Raw genomic sequence first — 23032 nt, 5'->3', positions numbered from 1 at the left:
CCGGGTCGCATGACCCGGGGACCCTTCCCGTATGTGAGGCTGTGCCCCATGGCCGTCGTCCGTGACCTGCGCGTCCTCCTGCGCCTGAAGGGGTTCCGGCGCCTGCTCGCCGTTCGCCTTCTCTCCCAGGGGGCCGACGGCGTCTACCAGGTCGCGCTCGCCACCTATGTCGTCTTCTCCCCGGAGAAGCAGACCTCGGCCGCCGCGATCGCCTCCGCGATGGCGGTCCTGCTGCTCCCGTACTCCCTGGTGGGCCCCTTCGCCGGTGTCCTCCTGGACCGCTGGCGCCGCCGCCAGGTCTTCCTGTACGGCAATCTGCTGCGCGCCGCGCTGGCCTCGGTGACGGCGGCGCTGATGATCGCCTCCGTCCCCGACTGGCTCTTCTATGTCTCAGCGCTCTGCGTCACGGCGGTCAACCGCTTCGTTCTCGCGGGGCTGTCCGCCGCCCTGCCCCGGGTCGTCGACGCCGAGCGTCTGGTGATCGCCAACTCGCTCTCCCCGACGGCCGGCACCCTGGCCGCCACGGCCGGCGGTGGCCTCGCGTTCGCCGTCCGTCTCGTGGTCTCGGACTCCGACGCCGCGGTGGTGCTGCTCGGCGCCGGCCTCTACCTGTGCGGGGCGCTGGCGTCGCTGCGCATCGCAGTGGAACTGCTGGGCCCCGACCTGGCACTCGTACGGCCGAGGCTGAGTTCGGCGCTCACCGGCACTGCCCGGGACCTGGTGGCGGGCGTACGCCATCTCGCCGCCCCGGCCCGCCGCGAGGCGGCCTGGGCGCTCGCGGGCATGACACTGATGCGGTTCTGCTACGGCGCCCTGCTGGTCATGCTGCTGATGCTGTGCCGGTACTCCCTGAGTTCGGACACGGACGAAGGTCTCGCCCTGCTGGGACTGGCGCTCGGGGTCTCCGGGGCGGGCTTCTTCGCGGCCGCGGTGGTCACGCCCTGGGCGGCGGGAGGACTGGGCCCCGGTCGCTGGATGGCCGTCTGTGCGACGGTCGCCACCGTGCTGGTGCCCGCCCTGGGTCTGCCGTTCGCCACGGCCCCCCTGCTCGCTGTCGCGTTCGTGCTGGGTCTGATCACACAGGGGGCGAAGATCGCCACCGACACGGTCGTGCAGTCCTCGGTCGAGGACACCTTCCGCGGCCGGATCTTCTCCGTCTACGACGTGCTCTTCAACGTTGCCTTCGTCGGCGCGGCGGGGGTGGCCGCGCTCATGCTGCCGCCGGACGGCCGATCGGTGCCGCTGGTGGTGACGGTGTCCCTCATCTACGGAGGGGTTGCGGCAGCTATGGCCCGGTTTGAGAGCCGGTCAGTGTCACATCAGTGACACAGAGCCCTACCGGACTACAGAGTTGTCAGTGCGACCCGGTAGCTTACGTGCGTCTTATCTCGCGCCATGTTCGCGACACGCACCTATTTCAGGGGGACCCCCAGTGACCACCCAGCCGCCGCCTCAGGGCAACCCGTTCGCGCAGAACCAGCCGCAGGCTCCGCAGCAGCCCCAGGGGCAGAACCCCTACGCCCAGGGGCAGCAGGGCTTCCCGCAGCAGGCCGGCCAGCCCGGTCAGCCCGGTTTCCCGCAGCAGGGTGTGCCGTACGCCCCGGTCCCGCCGCAGCCGGCCCGTCGCAAGATGAGCTTCAAGACGATCAAGAACATCGTCATCGCGGTGGTCGTGGTGGGTGTGGCGGTCGGTGGTTACATCGCCAGCCGGGACGACGCCGACCAGGCCGGCGTGGGCGACTGCCTGAAGTCCGCGTCGTCGTCCTCGGACCGCATGGAGGTCGTGGACTGCTCCGCCACGGACGCCGAGGGCAAGGTTCTGTCCAAGGTGAAGGGCCACTTCACGTCGGTGACCGCCGAGACGGAGTGCCGGAAGGTCGACGGAGCCACCGGCTTCTACGCCGAGACCGGTGACGGCGAGGAGTTCCTGCTCTGCCTCGGTGACGTCTGAGCGGGATCTCCCCCTCCGCGTTTGCTGCACGGGTCATGTTTCACGTGAAACATGACCCGACGGGCGGCACGTTTCACGTGAAACGTGCCGCCCGTTCTCATGAGTTCTCCGGGTGCCGGGCCCACCACTCCCGCAGGGCCGCCACCGCCGCGTCGTGTTCCATCGGCCCGTTCTCCAGGCGAAGCTCCAGCAGATGCTTGTACGCCTGCCCGACGGCCGGACCGGGCCGGACTCCGAGGATCTCCATGATCTGGTTGCCGTCCAGATCCGGCCGGATGGCGTCCAGCTCCTCCTGCTCCTGAAGCTGCGCGATCCGCTCCTCCAGGCCGTCATAGGCCCGGGAGAGGGCCGACGCCTTGCGCTTGTTGCGCGTCGTGCAGTCCGACCGCGTCAGCTTGTGGAGCCGGTCGAGCAGCGGTCCGGCGTCCCGGACATAGCGGCGGACGGCGGAGTCCGTCCACTCGCCCGTGCCGTAGCCGTGGAAGCGCAGGTGCAGTTCGACCAGGCGTGAGACGTCCCTCACCAGATCGTTGGAGTACTTGAGCGCGATCATGCGCTTCTTCGTCATCTTGGCCCCCACCACCTCGTGGTGGTGGAAGGAGACCCTGCCGTCCTGTTCGAAGCGACGCGTGCGCGGCTTGCCGATGTCGTGCAGCAGGGCGGCCAGGCGGAGGGTCAGGTCGGGCCCCTCCTTCTCCAACGCCATCGCCTGCTCCAGAACGATGAGCGTGTGGTCGTAGACATCCTTGTGCCGGTGGTGCTCGTCACGCTCCAGCCGCAGGGCCGGCAGCTCGGGCAGGACCCGATCGGCCAGACCGGTCTCCACCAGCAGCGTCAGTCCCTTGCGCGGGTGGGAGGACAGGACGAGCTTGTTCAGCTCGTCCCTGACCCGTTCGGCCGAGACGATGTCGATGCGCCCGGCCATGTCCTGCATGGCCTTGACGACCTCGGGAGCCACCTCGAAGTCGAGCTGCGCGGCGAAGCGTGCCGCCCTCATCATCCGGAGCGGGTCGTCCGAGAAGGAGTCCTCAGGAGTCCCCGGAGTGCGCAGCACGCCGGCCGCGAGGTCGTCGAGCCCGCCGTGCGGGTCGATGAACACCTTCTCCGGGAGCGCTACGGCCATCGCGTTCACCGTGAAGTCACGGCGGACGAGATCCTCCTCGATGGAGTCGCCGTAGGACACCTCGGGCTTGCGCGAGGTGCGGTCGTACGCCTCCGACCGGTAGGTGGTCACCTCGATCTGCCAGCCGTCCTTCTGCCCCCCGACGGTGCCGAAGGCGATCCCGACCTCCCAGATCGCGTCCGCCCAGGGACGCATGATCTTCAGTACGTCCTGAGGGCGGGCGTCCGTCGTGAAGTCCAGGTCGTTTCCGAGCCGCCCGAGCAAGGCGTCCCGGACCGAGCCGCCGACCAGGGCGAGCGAGAACCCGGCCTCCTGGAATCGTCGGGCGAGATCGTCGGCGGCAGGGGCGATCCGCAGCGGCTCACTCACCGCGCGGTGCTGCTCCTGACGCAGGACACTGGGGCTGGCTTCGTTGGCGTTCGGCACAACAGAACAGGGTACGTGGCCCGGGCGGAGACAGGCGCCTCCATTGATCACGCCCAGAAACCCCCACTTCCGGCTCGTTCCCTCTATAGGCGCACATACGGGGAAGCCCGGCCCGGTCGCGGATCTTGTGGCGTACACCGCGGCACTTCCCCTCGGCGCGCATCGTTACCATGCGTGGACGCACATTCCGACGACCACTGATCACGACGAGGGACGGGCGAGCGCGTGGCCGAGGCGGCAGACTTCCAGGGGACCAGTGCCTCACCTGCCCGCCGGTGGCTCCGGCGCACCGCGGCACTGCTCGCCGGGGCGCCGCTGCTGGCCGGCCTGGTCCAGCTGCCCGCTGCCGGTACGGCGCACGCGGAGGAAGCCGCCGCCCGGGCCGACACCGGCGCGGGTCCGGTGGCCGTGGCCGTGGACTCGCTCACCCCGTCCGCGCCCACGGACGGCGACACGGTGACCGTGTCGGGCACCGTGACCAACAACGGCCGGCAGGCCGTCACCGACGCTCACGTGGGTCTGCGGGTGGGCCCGCAGCTCGACACCCGCTCCTCCGTCGACGCGATCGCCAAGGACAGCGACGATCTCCAGGGGTCCGTCTCCCCGGAGATCGACGACAAGTACACCGAGAAGTTCTCCAAGCTCACTCCGGGCGTCGCCGAGCACTTCAACATCTCCGTCCCGGTCGACGACCTGCACCTCGGCGACGACGGCGTCTACGAATTCGCCGTCTCGTTGTCCGGGGAGACCTCCGCACAGCCCTGGGAGCGGATGCTCGGCATCCAGCGGACCTTCCTGCCGTGGCAGCCCGACGAGGCCGGCACCAGCACCAGGACCACGGCGCTGTGGCCGCTCGTGTCGACGACGCACATGGCCGCCGAGACGGGGCCGAACGAGGAGCAGACGCCGGTCTTTCTCAACGACGACCTGGCGAAGGAGATCTCCCCCGGTGGCCGCCTGAACCAGATGGTGACGCTCGGAAAGGACCTCGACGTCACCTGGGTGGTCGATCCGGACCTGCTGGCCTCCGTCGACGCGATGACGGGCAGCTACCGCGTCCGGGACGGGGACCGGACCACCGCGGGCACCCACCAGGCGATCGCGAAGCAGTGGCTCGCCGACCTGCAGGACGCGGTCGCCGACAAGGAGGTCGTCGCCCTCCCCTTCGCCGACCCCGACGTGGCTTCCCTGGCCCACAACGGCACGGACGTCGCCGGTTCCCTGAGTCAGCTCAAGGAGGCCACGGACGTCGTCGACAACACCGTCGAGACGATCCTCCACGTGAAGCCGAACACCGACTTCGCGTGGCCCGTGGAAGGTGCCGTCGACCGCTCGATCGTCAAGGTCGCCACCTCCGCGGGTGCCGACAAGGTGATCGCGCGCAGCGACAGCCTCCAGGAGACCAACGGTCTGCCCTACACGCCGTCCGCAGCCCGCCCCATCGGGGGCGGCACCACGGCCGTCGTGGCGGACGACCGGCTGTCGACGGCGTTCGAGGGCGACCTGGCGACGGCCTCCGCCTCCACCCTCGCCGTGCAGCGTTTCCTCGCCCAGAGTCTCGGCCTGGGACTCCAGACCGACAAGCAGCGCAGTGTCGTCATCGCTCCCCAGCGGATGCCCTCCGGCAGTCAGGCCCGTGCGATGGCCGAGGCGCTGCGGGCCCTCCAGGGCGGCACCTGGTCCGAGTCCCAGAAGCTGACGCAGGCCTCCGCCGCCAAGCCGGACCCGGACGCCGCCACAGCGGTTCCCGGAACCTCCTCCTACCCGTCGGCCCTGCGCAGGAAGGAACTGCCCCGGTCGGCCTTCGTGGAGAGCGCGCGGACGCAGGACGCCCTGGACAGCTTCAAGGTCGTGCTCTCGGACCCGTCCCGGGTGGTGACCCCGTTCGGACGCGCCCTGAACCGGGAGATGTCCGTGTCGTGGCGGGGCCGGGCCGCCGAGGCACAGTCCTTCCGTGACGGAGTGAAGAAATACCTCGACGGGCTGTCCGGCCGGGTCCGACTGATCGACAAGTCGGAGACGAAACTCTCCGGCCGCAGCGCCACGATCCCGGTGACGGTGCAGAACAACCTGGTGCAGGACGTCGGCCCCCTGGTCCTGCGGCTCTCCTCCACGAACCCGACGCGACTCGAGATCGACGGCGCGGACTACGAGGAGCAGCCGATCTCGGTCTCCGGCGGCCACAGCCAGTCGGTGAAGTTCACCACGTCCGCGAAGGCCAACGGCCGGGCGACGGTGATCGCCCAGCTCTACACGAAGGACGGGCGGCCCTACGGCCAGCCCGTCACCTTCGACGTGAAGGTCACCGAGATCACGGCCACCGTGATGCTGGTCATCGGTGGTGGCGTCCTGCTGCTCGTTCTCGCCGGTTTCCGGATGTACACGCAGCGCAAGCGCGCCGCGGCGCGTGCCGCCGAGCAGGCCGAGGCGGGCGAGGAGAGCGGCTCCGGGGAGTCGGAGGCGTCGGAGAACTCCGAGGGCGACCCGGAGAACCCCGAAGCCCCCGGAGGACGTCTCACCCAGGAGTCCGGCGCACAGGCCCGGACAGGCGACCCGGAGCAGCCGAGTGACCCGACACCGGACACCGCAGCGGAAAGCGCCGACCCGTCCGGCACGGGTGAGAGAGTGGACCGTTGAGGATGTCGTGGCCGGTCGGCCCGGGACGATGAGGTGGGGTAACCATGAACGCGCCGTACGACGGTGACCGCGGTCAGGCCGTGGACGGCTCGGGTCACCCCGAGGGTCCGCCGCCGGACTCCGACCGGACGCCGCCGCAGCCACCCGCGGACATGTACCTCCAGGACGCCTACGACCAGGACCCCTACCGGGCGCAGGACCTCTCCGCCCAGGACCCGGTCTCCGAGGCGCTCTACGACCGCGCCGCCCACCCGCCTCCGCCTCCGGGGACGTACCCGCCGCAGCAGCCGCTGTACTCCCAGCCCGCGCAGTCGCCCTACGCCCCCGACCCCCGCATCTGGGCCCAGACCCCGGCCCCCGAGCCGGAGGGCCCGACGCAGTACCTGCCGTACGGCGACGATCCCCGGACGACCCAGTTCGTCGGTGTGGACGACCTGGTCGGCCAGGCCGGTGACCAGCGTCACGAGCCGGACGCGTTCGCCCACCTGTTCCGCGACCAGCAGCAGGGCGGGGGCCACCCCTCCTACGACGACCAGGCGGCCGTGCCCGCCCCGGCGCCCGGCCCGTACGGCGGGTCGGCGGCTGGACCGGACCAGTACGGCACGCCACCGGCTCCGGGACAGTACGGCGGGCACCAGGGGCCCCAGCCCTACGGGAACGCTCCGGCACCCGGTCCGTACGGCGGCCCCGCGCCGGCGCCCGGCCAGTACGCGGCGCCCGCACCTGGCCAGTACGCGGTGGCACCCACCCCCGAAGCGGCCGAGGCACCCGTCCAGGAGGCCGAGCCGGCCGCTGCGGCTCCGTCGGCCGCCGCGCCCAAGAAGGGCGGGCGCGCCGGGGGCCTGCTGAAGTCGAGCGCCGTGATGGCGGCGGGCACGATGGTGTCGCGGCTGACCGGGTTCGTCCGCTCGGCGCTGATCGTCTCGGCATTGGGTGTCGGCCTGCTCGGCGACACGTTCCAGGTCGCCTACCAGCTGCCCACGATGATCTACATCCTCACCGTCGGCGGCGGTCTCAACTCGGTGTTCGTACCGCAGCTCGTGCGCGCCATGAAGGACGACGAGGACGGTGGCGAGGCGTACGCCAACCGCCTGCTGACCCTCGTCATGGTGGCGCTGGGCGCGCTGACGTTGATCACGGTCCTGGCCGCGCCCCTGCTGATCCGGCTCCTGTCCAACCCCGTCGCCAGTGACCCCGCGGCGAACGAGGTCGGAATCACCTTCGTCCGCTACTTCCTGCCATCCATCTTCTTCATGGGTCTGCACGTGGTGATGGGGCAGGTCCTCAACGCCCGTGGCCGGTTCGGCGCGATGATGTGGACCCCGGTCCTGAACAACATCGTCATCATCGTGACCCTGGGCATGTTCATCTGGGTCTACGGCACCGCGGAAAGCTCGGGGATGAAGGTCACGAGCATCCCCCCGGAGGGCGAGCGCCTGCTCGGCATCGGGGTGCTGCTCGGACTCATCGTGCAGTCGCTGGCCATGATTCCGTACCTGCGGGAGACGGGTTTCCGGCTGCGGCTGCGCTTCGACTGGAGAGGTCACGGCCTCGGCAAGGCCATCACCCTCGCCAAGTGGACGGTCCTGTTCGTCCTCGCCAACCAGGCGGGCGCCATGATCGTCATTCAGCTGTCGACCGCGGCGGGCAAGGCATCACCCGTCGACGGCACAGGCTTCGCCGCCTACGCCAACGCCCAGCTCATCTGGGGTCTGCCGCAGGCCATCATCACCGTCTCCCTGATGGCCGCCCTGCTGCCCCGCATCTCCCGCTCGGCCGCCGAGGAGGACGGGGGAGCAGTCAGGGACGACATCTCCCAGGGGCTGCGCACCACTGCCGTGGCCATCGTTCCCGTGTCCTTCGCGTTCGTCGCGCTCGGCATCCCGATGTGCACGCTCATGTTCGGCTCCTCCGGCACCAGCGAGGCCACCAACATGGGCTACATGCTGATGGCCTTCGGCCTCGGTCTCATCCCGTACTCCGTGCAGTACGTCGTCCTGCGCGCGTTCTACGCCTACGAGGACACCCGGACGCCCTTCTACAACACCGTCATCGTGGCCGTGGTCAATGCCGCCGCCTCGGGCCTGTGTTACCTCCTGCTTCCGTCCCGCTGGGCCGTCGTCGGCATGGCGGCCTCCTACGGTCTGGCCTACGTGATCGGCGTGGGTGTCGCCTGGCGCAGGCTGCGCAAACGGCTGGGCGGTGACCTGGACGGCGCCCGGGTGCTGCGCACGTACGCTCGGCTGTGCATCGCGTCCGTACCGGCCGCCCTGGTCGGTGGCGCCGCCTGCTACGCGATCAGCCGCACCCTCGGCCAGGGCGTCGTGGGATCGTTCGCCGCGCTGCTGGCCGGCGGGTTCCTCCTGTTCGGTGTCTTCTTCGTCGCCGCCCGTCGCATGCGCATCGAGGAGGTCAACTCTCTGGTCGGCATGGTGCGCGGACGCCTGGGACGTTGAGACCCGGGGTAGGCGCACAACCATCGCCCGCTGCCGTGTGTCGTGCATAGCGGCGGACTGTGGGCACAATTGGGGTTCGGCGTCGGACGCGCGGATCGGGGTCGGCCGACGCGCACGGATTGGGGAGGCAGGAACGACGGTGGCGGAACGGAGCACAGCTGCCGTCGACGTGGCAGACAACAGCGGTGAAGAGCCGCTGACCGCGGAGGCGGACCAGTCCACGGCCGACGGGGTGGCCAACAACCGGGAGCGGGACACGGACAGCGACGAGGCACAGGGGAGCCCCACGAGCGAGGAAGCCGGCACGACCTCGCCTCCCGAACTGCACAGCGGGCACAAGCTCGCCAGACGCTACCGCCTCGAGGAGTGCGTCACCCGCCTGGACGGTTTCAGCAGTTGGCGGGCCGTGGACGAGAAGCTGCGCCGGGCCGTGGGAGTCCACCTCCTCCCGGCGAACCACCCGAGGGCCCGTTCCGTTCTGGCCTCGGCACGCTCCTCCGCCCTGCTCGGCGACCCCCGGTTCGTCCAGGTCCTGGACGCCGTCGAGGACAACGACCTCGTCTACGTCGTGCACGAATGGCTCCCCGACGCCACCGAGCTGACCGCCCTCCTCGCCTCCGGGCCGCTGGAGGTCTACGACGCCTACCAGATGGTCAGCCAGGTCGCCTCGGCGATGGCTGCCGCCCACCGTGAGGGCCTCGCCCATCTGCGCCTGAACCCCAACGCGGTCCTGCGTACGTCCACGGGCCAGTGGCGGATCCGCGGGCTCGCCGTGAACGCCGCGCTGCGCGGCATCAGTTCCGACACTCCGCAGCGCACCGACACCGAGGCCATCGGCGCGCTTCTGTACGCCACGCTCACCCAGCGCTGGCCGTACGAGAGCGACGCCCACGGCCTGGCCGGGCTGCCCAAGGACATCGGGCTGATCCCGCCGGACCAGGTACGGGCCGGCGTCCACCGCGGCCTGTCCGAGCTGGCGATGCGGGCACTGGCCAACGACGGCGCCACCGCGTCCCGTCACGAGTCCCCGTGCACCACGCCGGAGGAACTGGTGAAGGCGATCGGCGAGATGCCGCGCATCCGCCCGCCGGAGCCCGCGTACACCGCCCCGCCCCAGTACCAGCGCACGGCCTACCAGCAGGGCGCGTACGGGCGGCCGGCACCGCACCCCGGTGTCACCCAGCCCCTGCCCGCTCCGCCGCCCCCGTTGCAGAGCCGTACCGGCAAGGCCCTGAAGTGGAGCGTCTCGGCTCTGCTGATCGCCGCCCTCGGTCTCGGCAGCTGGCAGCTCGCGGACGCCCTCATGGAGCGCGGTGGCAAGGCGGACGACCCGAACCAGACCCAGACGGTGGACGGAGACAACGACAAGGGTCCGAAGAAGCCGGCCAGCCAGCCGATCGCCATCGCGGGGGCGCACGACTACGACCCGTTCGGCTCCGACGGGTCCGAATACCCGGAGAACGTCGGCAAGGCCTACGACGGTGACCCCGGCACCTACTGGCAGACGAGCCACTACGCGAGCGCCGACTTCGGGCGGCTGAAGCAGGGCGTCGGCCTCGTGGTCGACCTGGGCAAGGTCCAGCAGGTCGGCAAGGTGACCGTCACGTTCGGCGGGGACACCTCGGTGGAGCTCCGTTCCGGCGGGGCCTCGGGCTCGGAACCGCAGTCGTTCGAGGGCTACACGAAGGTCGCCGGCGGAAACGGCACGACTGTGGAGCTCAAGCCGGACAAGGAGCTGCGGACCCGCTACCTTCTGGTCTGGTTGACCGAGCTTCCGCTGACGGAGGGGCAGTTCCGGGGCCGCGTCGCCGACATCAAGGTGACCAGCTGAGGTCGTCTGCCGCAGAGGGGAGGGTCCGATGGCGGAGGGCGCCGGGTACGACGGAGTGACCGACCAGGACCTCCTCGCCCGCCACGTCGAGGGCGACCCCGATGCCTTCGGCGAGCTCGTGCGGCGTCACCGCGACCGGCTCTGGGCGGTGGCCCTGCGGACGCTGGGGGACCGTGAGGAGGCCGCCGACGCCGTCCAGGACGCACTCGTCTCCGCCTACCGGGCCGCCCACACCTTCCGCGGCCAGGCAGCCGTCACGACCTGGCTGCACCGGATCACGGTGAACGCCTGCCTGGACCGTGCCCGCAAGGCCGCCTCGCACAAGACCGCACCCGTCGACGACACGGAGCGCCTGGAGCAACTGCTCGAGCCGCACGAGTCGGCCTCCGCTCCCGCCGAGCGCAACGATCTGCACCGCCAGCTCCTGGAAGCCCTGGGCACCCTGCCCGCCGACCAGCGGGCCGCTCTCGTGCTGGTGGACATGCAGGGCTACCCCGTCGCGGAGGCCGCTCGCGTCCTGGACGTACCGGCCGGGACGATCAAGAGCAGATGCGCCCGGGGCCGAGCCAGGCTCCTGCCGCTGCTCACCCACCTCCGGCCCGACGGCAGCGTGGGAAAGACGGAACCGGCCGCGGGGCGGAACCGGACGCAGGGGGCATCCGTCCCACCCGCAGCGGGACCGCAGCGAGCGGGCCCGCCGGAATCGGGACCGAGCGATCCAGCCGTAGTGAAGGGCGGAGGTGGACGAACGTGACGTCGTCGACGACAGACATGACCGGGCACCCGGACGTCGCGGAGATCTCCGACCTCGCCGAGGGCGTCCTGCCGTCCACCCGGGCCTCGGACGTAGGACGGCATCTGGAGATCTGCGCTTCCTGCGCCGACGTCCGCGCCTCGTTGGAGGAGATCCGCGGTCTGCTCGGTACCCTTCCTGCCCCGGGCCCCATGCCGGATGACGTGGCCGCTCGTATCGAGGCCGCCCTGGCAGCCGAGTCCGTGGTCGGCACCGCCGATGGCACGCCTGTTTCACGTGAAACATCGACCCCGGCCGACCGGCCCGCAGGACATGCCCGGTCCTCCTCCACCGGCCCCGGGCGCAAGGACCGCCGTCGAGGCGGACGGCGAAGGATCGCCGTACTCGGAGCCGTGGCTGCCGCCGCCATCGGACTCGGATCGGTCGTCGTGTCCTCCCTGGCCGGGGGAAGCCCGTCCGACGACACGGCTCACGAGCAGCAGACCGCGCTCGCGGACACCTTTTCCGAGGGACAGCTCAAGGCGAAGGTCACCGGCCTCGTCGAGGACGGCGGCGCTCAGAACGGGTCCCGTACGCCGCGCAGCTTCGACCTGGAGTCCGAGAACGGTGGCGAGACCCCCGAGAACCACGTCTTCAAGCAGCCGACCGTCCCCGAGTGCATTCAGCGGGGCATCGGCCGCGGCGACGCGGCGATCGCCACGGAGCCGGGCGTGTACCAGGGCAAGGAAGCGATGCTGGTTGTCCTGCCCGACGCCGCCGACGACACCAAGGTCACCGCCTACATCGTCGATTCCGCATGCGTGGAGGACCCCTCGGTCGGCAAGGCCAAGATCCTCCTGAAGCACTCCTACGCGCGTTCGTAGCGGCCCTGCCTTCTCCCCTGCCAGGGGGAGCGGCCCTGGCCCCGTGTGCCCGGGCACAGTGGGAATGCGAGCCCCGTAGGATCCGTTAGGTGGGGTGAGAGTTCCGAGTGCAGCTCCACCCGGCCTTGAAGAAGCAGTCCAGAGACGAGGAATGAAGCCGTGAGCGACGTCCGTAACGTGATCATCATCGGCTCCGGGCCCGCCGGCTACACGGCGGCGCTCTACACCGCGCGCGCGTCGCTGAAGCCGCTGGTGTTCGAGGGTGCCGTCACCGCGGGCGGAGCCCTGATGAACACCACCGAGGTGGAGAACTTCCCCGGCTTCCAGGACGGCATCATGGGCCCCGAGCTCATGGACAACATGCGAGCCCAGGCCGAGCGCTTCGGTGCCGAGCTGATCCCGGACGACGTCGTGGCCGTCGACCTCGGCGGCGAGATCAAGACCGTCACCGACACCGCGGGAACGGTCCACCGGGCCAAGGCCGTCATCGTCACCACGGGCTCCCAGCACCGCAAGCTCGGGCTGCCCAACGAGGACGCCCTGTCCGGCCGCGGTGTCTCCTGGTGCGCGACCTGTGACGGCTTCTTCTTCAAGGACCAGGACATCGCCGTGATCGGCGGCGGCGACACCGCGATGGAGGAGGCGACGTTCCTCTCCCGCTTCGCGAAGTCCGTGACGATCGTCCACCGCCGGGACACCCTGCGGGCTTCGAAGGCGATGCAGGAGCGCGCCTTCGCCGACCCCAAGATCACGTTCGTCTGGGACAGCGAGGTCGCCGAGGTCCAGGGTGACCAGAAGCTCGCCGGTCTGAAGCTGCGCAACGTGAAGACCGGCGAACTCTCGGACCTGCCGGTGACCGGCCTGTTCATTGCGATCGGCCACGACCCGCGCACCGAGCTCTTCAAGGGGCAGCTCGACCTGGACCCGGAGGGCTACCTGAAGGTCGACGCGCCCTCGACCCGCACCAACCTGACGGGAGTCTTCGGCGCCGGTGACGTGGTCGACCACACCTACCGCCAGGCGATCACCGCCGCGGGCACCGGCTGCTCCGCCGCTCTCGACGCCGAGCGCTTCCTCGCCGCCCTCAGCGACGAGGACAAGGCGGAGCCCGAGAAGACCGCCGTCTGACCATCCATCCCCCGCACCAACCACTTAAGGAGCCCGCCGTGGCCGGCACCCTGAAGCATGTGACCGACGACTCCTTCGAGCAGGACGTCCTCAAGAACGACAAGCCCGTCCTGGTGGACTTCTGGGCCGCCTGGTGCGGTCCGTGCCGCCAGATCGCGCCGTCCCTCGAGGCGATCGCCGCCGAGTACGGCGACAAGATCGAGATCGTCAAGCTGAACATCGACGAGAACCCGGGTACGGCTGCCAAGTACGGCGTCATGTCCATCCCGACCCTGAACGTCTACCAGGGCGGCGAGGTCGCCAAGACCATCGTCGGCGCCAAGCCGAAGGCCGCGATCGTCCGCGACCTCGAGGCCTTCATCGCCGACTGACGAGCGCGACTGACGTTTCACGTGAAACATGAAGGGGCCGACCCGAACGGGTCGGCCCCTTCATATGTGCACCGCTTCCGGTCCGCCGCTACAGCGGACGCAACACCGGTTCTTTCGGCACCGCGCCGAGCAGGCGGTCCAGTGCCATCTCCACGTCTTCCTTCCAGGACAGCGTGGACCGGAGATCCAGTCTCAGGCGCGGATGTCTGGGATGCGGCCGGACCGTCTTGAAGCCCACCGCCAGCAGATGCTCCGCCGGCAGAACACAGGCGGGCTCCTTCCAGCGGGCGTCCCCGAACGCCTCGATCGCCTTGAAGCCCCGCCGCAGCAGATCCTTGGCGACCGTCTGGACCATCACCCGGCCCAAACCCTGACCCTGATACCCCGGCATCACCATCGCGGTCATCAACTGGACCGCGTCCGGTGAGACCGGGCTGGTGGGGAATGCCGCCGAACGCGGCACATACGCGGGCGGGGCGTAGAGCACAAAGCCCACCGGCACATCGTCGACGTAGACCACCCGGCCGCACGACCCCCAGTCCAGCAGGACGGCGGAGATCCAGGACTCCTTCTCCAGGGCGGGCCTGCCCGCCTCTACCGCGGCCTCGCCGCTGACGGGGTCCAGCTCCCAGAAGACGCACGAGCGACAGCGCTGGGGAAGGTCCTGAAGGTTGTCCAGCGTGAGCGGTACGAGCCGGCGCCCCATGAAGGCTGTTCCTCGCTTCCTTCGCCTGCCGCATCTCGGGCGGCTGTCAGAGCGCTCCGTTCCCTGAGCAGACTGCCGATGAAGCCGCCGACCGCGCCCAGCCCCAAGCCGGCGCTCACCAGTTCGGTGCGGCTCATCATGCGCATGGCCCCTGCCTTCCTCTCAGAGGTACTGCCAGGTGACAAAGCCTGACCGCATCGTATCCACGATGCCGTGGCCTAGACACCGGCGCAAAGCAAAGGGCGGGCCGTGTTCCGGTAAGCACCGGAACACGGCCCGCCCTGAAGGGAGCCAAAGCACACCCCGAGGTTTCGCTAGCTGGGCATCAGGACGTGACGTCCTCGTCTTCGTCCTCGACGAGGCTCTTCTGCAGCACGGGGCCCTCACCGGGGGCGAGGCTGCCGAGGATCCGCTCCAGGTCCTCCATGGAGGCGAACTCCACGGTGATCTTGCCCTTCTTCTGTCCCAGATCGACTTTCACCCGCGTCTCGAAGCGGTCCGAGAGTCGCGTCGCGAGGTCCGACAGCGCCGGGGACACCAGCGATCCGGCTCGCGGCCCCTTGGCTCGCTGCGGCTTCTGGGGCCGGGAACCCATCAGGGTCACAATCTCCTCGACCGACCGCACCGAGAGCCCTTCGGCCACGATGCGATGGGCCAGGCGGTCCTGCTCCTCCGGGTCGTCCACGGACAGCAGCGCCCGCGCGTGCCCCGCGGAGAGCACTCCCGCCGCTACGCGGTTCTGCACCTTCGGGGAAAGCTTCAGCAGCCGCAGCGTGTTGGACACCTGCGGACGGGAGCGACCGATGCGATCCGCCAGCTGGTCGTGCGTGCAGTTGAAGTCCTTCAGCAGCTGGTCGTAGGCGAACGCCTCCTCCAGCGGGTTCAGCTGTGCGCGGTGCAGGTTCTCCAGGAGTGCGTCGAGGAGGAGCTTCTCGTCCTCCGTCGCCCGCACGATCGCCGGAATGACGTCCAGTTCCAGCTCTCGGCAGGCACGGAAGCGGCGCTCACCCATGATGAGCTCATAGCGCCCGGGCTCCGTCGGCCGCACGACCACAGGCTGGAGGAGGCCGACCTCCCTGATGGACGTGACAAGCTCGGCCAGTGCGTCGTCGTCGAAGTCCTTGCGCGGCTGCTTCGGGTTCGGCGTGATGGCGTCGAGAGGCACCTCGGCGAAGTGCGCCCCCATGGGGGGTCGAAGCCCTTCAGCACCGTGAGAGGTCGCCGACGCTTCTGTTTCACGTGAAACATGCGGCAGCGTGGCCACCTTCGCGGCCGCCACTCCTCGCTCGCTCGGCAGCGGGGGCACTGCCGCAGTGGACGCGGCGGCCGCACTTCCCAATGCCGCCGAGGCAACCGACTTCTCCGTCGGGGCGTTGGGGATCAGTGCGCCCAGTCCACGACCCAGCCCCCTCCGTCGCTCACTCACTGGATCCCCTCCACCATGCTCGGATCATTCTGAGCGCCGATATGGGCATGGGTCGCGTCGTAGGCGACGCCCACGCCCTTCAGCGCGATCTCACGGGCCGCCTCCAGGTAGGAGAGGGCTCCACTTGATCCTGGATCGTAGGTCAGTACCGTCTGCCCGTAACTCGGGGCCTCGGAGATACGGACGGAGCGAGGAATACTCGTCCGCAGCACCTCCTCGCCGAAGTGGCTGCGCACCTCGTCCGCGACCTGCGACGCGAGCCGCGTCCGGCCGTCGTACATGGTGAGCAGGATCGTCGAGACATGCAGCGTGGGGTTGAGGTGTCCCCGAACCAGGTCGACGTTACGCAGCAGCTGTCCCAGTCCTTCCAGCGCGTAGTACTCGCACTGGATCGGGATCAGTACCTCCTGGCCCGCGACGAGCGCGTTGACCGTCAGCAGACCGAGAGAGGGCGGGCAGTCGATGAGGATGTAGTCCAGCGGCTGTTCGTATGCCGCGATCGCCCGCTGGAGCCGACTCTCGCGCGCCACCAGGGAGACCAGCTCGATCTCCGCACCGGCGAGATCGATCGTGGCGGGCGCGCAGAACAGTCCCTCGACGTCGGGAACCGGCTGGACCACTTCCGAGAGCGGGCGGCTTTCGACCAGCACGTCGTAGATGGAGGGAACATCGGCGTGATGGTCGATACCGAGAGCGGTGGAGGCGTTGCCCTGCGGGTCGAGGTCGACGACCAGGACTCTCGCACCGTGCAGTGCGAGTGATGCGGCAAGGTTGACGGTCGTCGTCGTCTTGCCCACACCGCCCTTCTGGTTCGCCACGACCATGACCCGGGTCTGCTCGGGCCGTGGCAGCCCCTCGCCGGCGCGGCCCAGAGCCTCCACCGCCAGTTGAGCAGCTCGACCGATCGGAGTGTCGTCCATCGGAGGCGGTGTTTCACGTGAAACATCCGCCCCCATCGACTCGGTACGGGGGCCGGGGACCGGATCGGTCATCGGTCCCGCGATATTGGCGTCGGACCGCAAGGATTCACTCTCCTCGACTTCAGGCTCGCTATGAACAGAGCCTCCCATGCCTTCGGGGTCATGAACCAGTGAGGCCTGGTCTTCTGTGGAGAAATCCACCTCTGTGGACAACTCCGTTCCCTCTCCGAGCGACCCGAGAGGCTTTCGGTCGCGGGGATCGGCCGCGGCGCGGCCGCGGCTGATGATGCCGTGCAGCAGTGAGCGACGTTTCACGTGAAACACGATGCACAGCAGCCTATGCCGAACTGCCGCGACACTCCGGCACGCACAGGCAGGGCAGCTTGTGTGGAGTACGACGACCCGAAGCACGACGGCCCGAAGCACGACGGACCATCACCGCCGCCGTGAACCGTCTCGGACCGCTATCCGCGACGCCGGCGCGTCCGTCCGGTCCGCGCGGCCTTGGCCCGCTTGGCAGCGAAGCGCACGCCACCGGGGCTCTCACCGACCTCGACCCGCACCACAGTGGACATGGGGTCCACCACACCCTCGCCGACGTGGAGGATGGACGTCTCCTCGGCCCCGAGCTTGCTCAGCGCCGCGGTCGCGCCCTTCAGCTCTTCCTCGGCCGCGTCCCCCTTGAGTGCGAGCATCTCCCCGTACGGGCGCAGCAGCGGGATGCCCCAGGTGGCGAGACGGTCCAGCGGCGCCACGGCGCGCGCCGTCACCACGTGCACCGGTGGCAGCTTGCCCATGACCTCCTCGGCCCGACCACGCACCACGGTGACATGGTCCAGCCCCAGCAGCTCCACGACCTCGGTCAGGAAATTGGTGCGGCGCAGCAGCGGCTCAAGGAGAGTGATCTTCAGGTCTTCCCGCACCAGCGCGAGCGGGATGCCGGGCAGGCCGGCTCCCGAGCCGACGTCGCACACCGTCACTCCCTCGGGCACGACCTCCGAGAGCACCGCGCAGTTCAGCAGGTGCCGCTCCCAGAGCCGGGGCACTTCGCGCGGGCCGATCAGACCGCGCTTCACCCCCGCATCGGCGAGCAGTTCCGCATAGCGGACCGCGTCCGCGTAGCGATCACCGAACACATCACGCGCCTGCTCGGGTACAGGGGGGAGCTCCGCTGCCTCCGACACGGGGGACCGTCCTTCCGTACGGCGCCGGCGCACCGGGCGCCGGTACCAGAACCACCAGAACTATCAGGCTGACAAAAACTCGGCCCCGCCTGCGCAACAGACGGGGCCGGAGAACGAGAGGGGACCGATCAGGCGGGAAGTACGACGACGAAGCGCTCCGGCTCCTCGCCCTCGGACTCGCTGCGCAGTCCAGCGGCCTTGACCGCGTCGTGCACGACCTTGCGCTCGAAGGGCGTCATGGGCTTCAGGCGCACGGACTCGCCGCTGCTCCTGACCTCGGCCGCGGCCTTGGCACCCAGCTCGGACAGCTCGGCGCGCTTGCTCGCCCGGTAACCCGCGATGTCGAGCATCAGCCGGCTGCGGTCGCCGGTCTCCCGGTGCACGGCCAGGCGCGTCAGCTCCTGCAGAGCCTCCAGCACCTCGCCGTCCCGGCCGACCAGCTTCTGCAGGTCCCTGCTCTTGCTGTCGCTGATGATCGAGACGGAGGCACGGTCGGCCTCGACGTCCATGTCGATGTCGCCGTCGAGGTCGGCGATGTCGAGCAGACCCTCCAGGTAGTCCGCGGCGATCTCGCCCTCCTGCTCGAGGCGAGTGAGGGTGTCTGCACCCTCGGCAGCGGCGGAGGTGGTGCCTTCCGTCACGGGATGGACTCCTTCTTACTTCTTCGACGGGGACTTGGGCCGCTGCGGGCCCTTGCGCTGTCCGGACTGGGCCTTGCTGCGGCCGCCGCCACCGGACTTCTGAGGCGGCTTCTTGGCACCGGCGGCAGGCTTGGTGTCCTGCTTGCCGGCCGGCTTGGCGTCCTCCGGCTGGTCCGGCTCGTCCGACTTGGTCAGCGACGTCTTCGGCTCGGCCTCACCCGCGGGCTTGGCCTGGCGCTGGGACTTGCTCTGCCGCTTCGGCTGCTGGCGCTTGGGCTGGCCCGTGGTCGTCACGGTCGAGCCGTCCGCGCTCTGGGCGGCGACCGCGGCGTCGTTCTTGACCACGGTGCCGTCGGCCTGCGCCGCCATGCCCGCCTTGTTCAGACCGTTGATGAACTTGCGCTCGGCCTCGTTGCGGTCCCGGCCCTTGGCGACGATGGCCTTCACGATGGCCTTCTCGCCCCGGCGGCGAGTCCTGCCGTGCTCGGTGACGCTCTTGTGCAGACGCTCCAGGTAGGCGGCCTGCGCCTTGGAGCCGGGCGTCGGGTTGTTCCGGATGACGTACATCTGCTGGCCCATGGTCCACACGTTCGTGGTCAGCCAGTAGACGAGGACACCGACGGGGAAGTTCACACCGAAGACGGCGAACATGACGGGGAAGACGTACATCAGCATCTTCTGCTGCTGCATGAACGGCGTCTTCACCGTGGTGTCGACGTTCTTCGTCATCAGCTGGCGCTGGGTGAAGAACTGCGAGGCCGACATCAGCACGATCATGATCGCGGTGACGACCCGGACGTCGGTCAGGGAGGCGCTGAGGGCGGCGACCTCGCTCTCGCTGCTGAAGAACTTGGAGGCCAGCGGGGCCCCGAAGATGTGCGCCTTCTGGGCGCTTTCCAGCAGGTCCTGGTTGACCGCGCCGATGGTGTCGCCGGAGGCGATGCCGTTGAGCACGTGGTACAGGGCGAAGAAGAACGGGGACTGCGCCAGGATGGGAAGGCACGAGGAGAGCGGGTTGGTACCCGTCTCCTTGTACAGCTTCATCATCTCTTCGGACTGACGCTGCTTGTCGTTCTTGTAGCGCTCCTGGATCTTCTTCATCTCCGGCTGGAGCGTCTGCATCCCGCGCGTCGCCTTGATCTGCTTCACGAAGAGCGGGATCAGGCAGATACGGATGAGGATCACCAGGGACACGATGGACAGGCCCCAGGCCCATCCGGTGTCAGGTCCGAAGATCGCCCCGTACACCGTGTGGAACTGGACGATGACCCAGGAGACGGGCCAGGTGATGAAGCTGAAGAGGCTGGCAATCGTGTCCACTAATCATGCTCCTTGGGCATGGGGCGAGGTCTCTGCGGCCGGGCCCGAAGGCTCGGACGGGCTCGGATGAGCAGGCCGTCCTTCGGTGGCCGGTTCGGCGGCGGAGGTCCCGCCCTTGCGTGCCCGCCAGGCGGCCCGCAGCATTTCGTGCCACCGCGGGCGCTTGCGCGACGGAACATGGTCCACACCGCCCAGCGACCACGGATTGCACCGCAGGATGCGCCAGGCGGTGAGTGCCGTGCCCTTGATGGCTCCGTGCCGGTCGATGGCCGTGTAGCCGTAGTGGGAACACGACGGGTAGTACTTGCACACCGGCCCCAGCAGCGGACTGATCGTCCACTGGTAGAGCTTGATCAGAGCCAGCAGCGGGTACTTCATCGCGCGCCCCCTCCCAGTAGCCGCGCCAGGGCGGCGTCCAGGTCTCGGGCCAGCTGTGCATGGTCGGCGTCACCCGCACCGGGCAGCGCTCGTACGACTACCAGGCTACCGGGGGGCAACAGGTCGATCCGGTCGCGCATCAGGTGACGAAGTCTGCGCTTCACCTTGTTGCGCACGACCGCGCCACCGACGGCTTTGCTCACGACGAAACCCGCACGTGTCCGGGGAGCGCTCTCCCCAGGCGCGTGCGGGTCCGTGGCACCGCTTCGAAGGTGGACGACGAGGGCCGGGCGGCCTGCCCGGCGGCCCCGTCGTACCGCGGTCGCGAAGTCTTCGCGCCGCCTCAGCCGGTTCTCGGTGGGCAGCACGATGTCATGACCTGACCGGGATCAGGCGGACAGACGGGCGCGACCCTTGCTGCGGCGGGTCGCGAGAATCGCGCGGCCGGCACGGGTACGCATACGCAGCCGGAAGCCGTGGGTCTTCGCGCGGCGACGGTTGTTCGGCTGGAAGGTGCGCTTGCTCACTCGGGGGCTCCAGAAAGATTCGGGTGTTGGCGGGGTGCCGTCCTGGCTGTCACCGTGCGCCCACGAGTAGCTCGCGTTACGCCCGAGTGCACCGCTTTTCGATCACCTTGGACGTGACCTGTGCCCATCGGAGGCAGGCGGCAGCAGCCATCGACAACTCGACCTGGTTACGGTACGTGCGACTGCGCCATTCGGTCAAACCAGCGGTGACCGGGAGACACTTGTCCACAGGCTGGGGACAACAACTTGAACCCTACCCGTCGCGCTGACTACCGTGACTGGACTCCGATTCGTTCCCTTATCCCTGCCCCACCCGAGTTTCATCCCGACCCGTCCCCGAATCACACCTTCGAGGGACTCGTGAGAGAGCGTGCCCTGTGGCTGACGTACCTGCCGATCTTGCCGCAGTGTGGCCACGCGTACTGGAGCAACTCCTCGGAGACGGACGCGGGCAGGGCGTCGAGTCGAAGGACGAGCACTGGATCCGGCGCTGTCAGCCGCTCGCGCTGGTCGCCGACACCGCCCTGCTCGCCGTACCGAACGAATTTGCGAAGGGCGTACTGGAGGGCCGTCTCGCCCCCGTCGTCAGCGAGACCCTGAGCCGCGAATGCGGCCGCCCGATCCGCATCGCGATCACCGTCGACGACACCGTGGGCGAACCCGCGGGACCCGCCCCGCAGGCACCCCAGACCCCGCCCTCCCGTCCCCAGCCCCGCTACGAGGAGCCCGAGCTCCCCGCCCAGGGGCAGGGACAGGGCGGCCGCGAGGAGTACCGCGACGAGTACGAGGGGTACGGCCGCAACCGCGGCGACCAGCTGCCCACCGCCCGGCCCGCCTATCCGCAGGAGTACCAGCGCCCCGAGCCCGGCTCCTGGCCCCGTCCCCCGCAGCAGGACGACTACGGCTGGCAGCAGCAGCGCCTCGGCTTCCCGGAACGGGACCCCTACGCCTCGCCGGCGCAGGAGCCGTACGGCCAGGAGTCCTCGCCGTACCCCCACGAGTCGCACAACGCCTACCAGCAGGACTACCGCCCGAAGCCCCCGGAACGCCCGTCGTACGAATCCCCGCGCGGGGAGTACGACCAGCAGCGGAACGACTACGAGCAGCAGCGCGGCGACTACGACCCTCCACGCGGCGAGTACGAGCAGCAGCGGGGCGACTACGACCAGCAGCGCGGGGAGTACGAGCAGCGCGGCCCGCGCCGTGAGCTGCCCGAGCCGCCGGCCGGATCCGGGCACGTCCACCGCGGCGGTCCTGTCGGTCCCGGACCCGCCACCGGAGCGCCCGGCCCGCTGGCCGCACAGCCCGCGCCGGCCACCGGCCCCGGCGAGCCGACCGCGCGCCTGAACCCGAAGTACCTCTTCGACACCTTCGTCATCGGCGCCTCGAACCGCTTCGCCCACGCGGCGGCCGTCGCCGTCGCCGAGGCACCCGCGAAGGCCTACAACCCCCTCTTCATCTACGGGGAGTCGGGACTGGGCAAGACCCACCTGCTGCACGCCATCGGGCACTACGCGCGCAGTCTCTACCCGGGCACCCGGGTGCGCTACGTGAGCTCGGAGGAGTTCACCAACGAGTTCATCAACTCCATCCGCGACGGCAAGGGCGACAGCTTCCGCAAGCGGTACCGCGAGATGGACATCCTGCTCGTCGACGACATCCAGTTCCTCGCGGACAAGGAGTCGACGCAGGAGGAGTTCTTCCACACCTTCAACACCCTCCACAACGCCAACAAGCAGATCGTGCTCTCCAGCGACCGGCCGCCCAAGCAGCTGGTGACGCTGGAGGACCGGCTCCGCAACCGCTTCGAGTGGGGGCTGATCACCGACGTCCAGCCGCCGGAGCTGGAGACGCGCATCGCGATCCTGCGCAAGAAGGCGGTGCAGGAACAGCTCAACGCCCCGCCCGAGGTGCTGGAGTTCATCGCCTCCCGGATCTCGCGCAACATCCGCGAGCTGGAGGGGGCCCTGATCCGGGTGACGGCGTTCGCGTCGCTCAACCGGCAGCCGGTCGACCTGGGCCTGACCGAGATCGTCCTGAAGGACCTGATTCCCGGCGGCGAGGACTCGGCTCCCGAGATCACGTCCACGGCCATCATGGGCGCGACCGCCGACTACTTCGGCCTCACCGTCGAGGACCTGTGCGGCACCTCGCGCGGCCGGGCGCTGGTCACGGCCCGGCAGATCGCCATGTACCTGTGCCGCGAGCTGACGGACCTCTCGCTGCCGAAGATCGGCGCGCTGTTCGGCGGCCGGGACCACACCACGGTGATGCACGCCGACCGCAAGATCCGCAATCTGATGGCGGAGCGGCGGTCCATCTACAACCAGGTGACCGAGCTGACCAACCGCATCAAGAACGGCTGAGCAACCGCATCAAGAAGGGCCGGC

General features: G+C 69.4%; 20 protein-coding genes. 10 read left to right on the top strand and 10 right to left on the bottom strand.

The features are described 5' to 3' along the window. The first annotated feature begins 48 nt into the window (after window positions 1–48). The gene (locus ACIBCJ_RS11540; RefSeq protein WP_365979502.1) at window positions 49–1326 is read left to right on the top strand and encodes an MFS transporter; all 1278 of its coding nucleotides are present in this window, start codon (window positions 49–51) and stop codon (window positions 1324–1326) included. Between the two features lie 31 nt (window positions 1327–1357). Further along, a complete protein-coding gene (locus ACIBCJ_RS11535; protein ID WP_133889997.1) occupies window positions 1358–1951 on the top strand; it encodes a hypothetical protein in 594 nt (197 codons plus the stop codon). Window positions 1952–2048: 97 nt separating this feature from the next. Here the strand turns inward: ACIBCJ_RS11535 and ACIBCJ_RS11530 are convergent, their stop codons facing one another. After that, window positions 2049–3500 (bottom strand): CCA tRNA nucleotidyltransferase, encoded by a 1452-nt coding sequence (locus ACIBCJ_RS11530; RefSeq protein ID WP_365979501.1) that lies wholly within the window; start codon window positions 3498–3500, stop codon window positions 2049–2051. A 225-nt stretch (window positions 3501–3725) separates the two neighbouring features. On the opposite strand from ACIBCJ_RS11530, the gene ACIBCJ_RS11525 reads away from it, so the two are divergent. From ACIBCJ_RS11525 to trxA, 7 genes are all read left to right on the top strand, one after another. Next, window positions 3726–6137, top strand: a complete 2412-nt coding sequence (locus tag ACIBCJ_RS11525; RefSeq protein ID WP_365979500.1) for a DUF6049 family protein — start codon at window positions 3726–3728, stop codon at window positions 6135–6137. Window positions 6138–6181: 44 nt separating this feature from the next. Beyond that, window positions 6182–8593, top strand: coding sequence for a murein biosynthesis integral membrane protein MurJ (gene murJ, locus ACIBCJ_RS11520; protein WP_365979499.1), 2412 nt, complete (start codon window positions 6182–6184; stop codon window positions 8591–8593). A gap of 139 nt (window positions 8594–8732) precedes the next feature. Next, window positions 8733–10424 carry a protein kinase family protein gene (locus ACIBCJ_RS11515; RefSeq protein WP_362100287.1) on the top strand — a complete coding sequence of 564 codons (1692 nt, stop codon included), beginning with the start codon at window positions 8733–8735 and terminating at the stop codon, window positions 10422–10424. Window positions 10425–10452: 28 nt separating this feature from the next. Next, window positions 10453–11178 (top strand): RNA polymerase sigma factor SigM, encoded by a 726-nt coding sequence (gene sigM, locus ACIBCJ_RS11510; RefSeq protein ID WP_365979498.1) that lies wholly within the window; start codon window positions 10453–10455, stop codon window positions 11176–11178. 17 nt (window positions 11179–11195) lie between these two features. Then, complete coding sequence (locus ACIBCJ_RS11505; RefSeq protein ID WP_365979643.1) at window positions 11196–12041, top strand: hypothetical protein; 846 nt, start codon at window positions 11196–11198, stop codon at window positions 12039–12041. A 159-nt stretch (window positions 12042–12200) separates the two neighbouring features. Next, window positions 12201–13169: a thioredoxin-disulfide reductase gene (gene trxB, locus ACIBCJ_RS11500; RefSeq protein ID WP_362100293.1), complete on the top strand. Its 969-nt coding sequence runs from the start codon at window positions 12201–12203 to the stop codon at window positions 13167–13169. 38 nt (window positions 13170–13207) lie between these two features. Then, window positions 13208–13540, top strand: coding sequence for a thioredoxin (gene trxA / locus ACIBCJ_RS11495; protein WP_362100296.1), 333 nt, complete (start codon window positions 13208–13210; stop codon window positions 13538–13540). An 88-nt stretch (window positions 13541–13628) separates the two neighbouring features. Here the strand turns inward: trxA and ACIBCJ_RS11490 are convergent, their stop codons facing one another. From ACIBCJ_RS11490 to rpmH, 9 genes are all read right to left on the bottom strand, one after another. Continuing rightward, the gene (locus ACIBCJ_RS11490) at window positions 13629–14246 is read right to left on the bottom strand and encodes a GNAT family N-acetyltransferase (RefSeq protein WP_365979497.1); all 618 of its coding nucleotides are present in this window, start codon (window positions 14244–14246) and stop codon (window positions 13629–13631) included. Window positions 14247–14571: 325 nt separating this feature from the next. Continuing rightward, on the bottom strand, window positions 14572–15672 hold the full coding sequence (locus ACIBCJ_RS11485; protein WP_365979496.1) for a ParB/RepB/Spo0J family partition protein: 1101 nt from the start codon (window positions 15670–15672) through the stop codon (window positions 14572–14574). Then, window positions 15669–16742, bottom strand: coding sequence for a ParA family protein (locus tag ACIBCJ_RS11480; RefSeq protein WP_362100471.1), 1074 nt, complete (start codon window positions 16740–16742; stop codon window positions 15669–15671). The genes ACIBCJ_RS11485 and ACIBCJ_RS11480 overlap by 4 nt, the downstream gene beginning before the upstream one ends. A 314-nt stretch (window positions 16743–17056) precedes the next feature. Next, complete coding sequence (gene rsmG / locus ACIBCJ_RS11475) at window positions 17057–17776, bottom strand: 16S rRNA (guanine(527)-N(7))-methyltransferase RsmG (protein ID WP_133890006.1); 720 nt, start codon at window positions 17774–17776, stop codon at window positions 17057–17059. Window positions 17777–17904: 128 nt separating this feature from the next. Further along, window positions 17905–18417 carry a R3H domain-containing nucleic acid-binding protein gene (locus tag ACIBCJ_RS11470; protein WP_133890007.1) on the bottom strand — a complete coding sequence of 171 codons (513 nt, stop codon included), beginning with the start codon at window positions 18415–18417 and terminating at the stop codon, window positions 17905–17907. Window positions 18418–18432: 15 nt separating this feature from the next. Then, window positions 18433–19737, bottom strand: coding sequence for a membrane protein insertase YidC (gene yidC / locus ACIBCJ_RS11465; RefSeq protein WP_362100308.1), 1305 nt, complete (start codon window positions 19735–19737; stop codon window positions 18433–18435). A 3-nt stretch (window positions 19738–19740) separates the two neighbouring features. Next, window positions 19741–20115, bottom strand: a complete 375-nt coding sequence (gene yidD / locus ACIBCJ_RS11460; protein WP_365979495.1) for a membrane protein insertion efficiency factor YidD — start codon at window positions 20113–20115, stop codon at window positions 19741–19743. Further along, window positions 20112–20483: a ribonuclease P protein component gene (gene rnpA / locus ACIBCJ_RS11455; RefSeq protein ID WP_037922188.1), complete on the bottom strand. Its 372-nt coding sequence runs from the start codon at window positions 20481–20483 to the stop codon at window positions 20112–20114. The genes yidD and rnpA overlap by 4 nt, the downstream gene beginning before the upstream one ends. A gap of 21 nt (window positions 20484–20504) precedes the next feature. Next, a complete protein-coding gene (gene rpmH, locus ACIBCJ_RS11450) occupies window positions 20505–20642 on the bottom strand; it encodes a 50S ribosomal protein L34 (protein ID WP_003975051.1) in 138 nt (45 codons plus the stop codon). Window positions 20643–21019: 377 nt separating this feature from the next. On the opposite strand from rpmH, the gene dnaA reads away from it, so the two are divergent. After that, the gene (gene dnaA, locus ACIBCJ_RS11445; protein ID WP_365979494.1) at window positions 21020–23008 is read left to right on the top strand and encodes a chromosomal replication initiator protein DnaA; all 1989 of its coding nucleotides are present in this window, start codon (window positions 21020–21022) and stop codon (window positions 23006–23008) included. Window positions 23009–23032: the final 24 nt, after the last annotated feature.

It is taken from the genome of Streptomyces sp. NPDC051136, assembly GCF_044455745.1.
Lineage (GTDB): Bacteria > Actinomycetota > Actinomycetes > Streptomycetales > Streptomycetaceae > Streptomyces.
The sequence above is the reverse complement of the archived record's forward strand: the minus strand, read 5'-3'. Positions and strand labels throughout refer to the sequence as shown.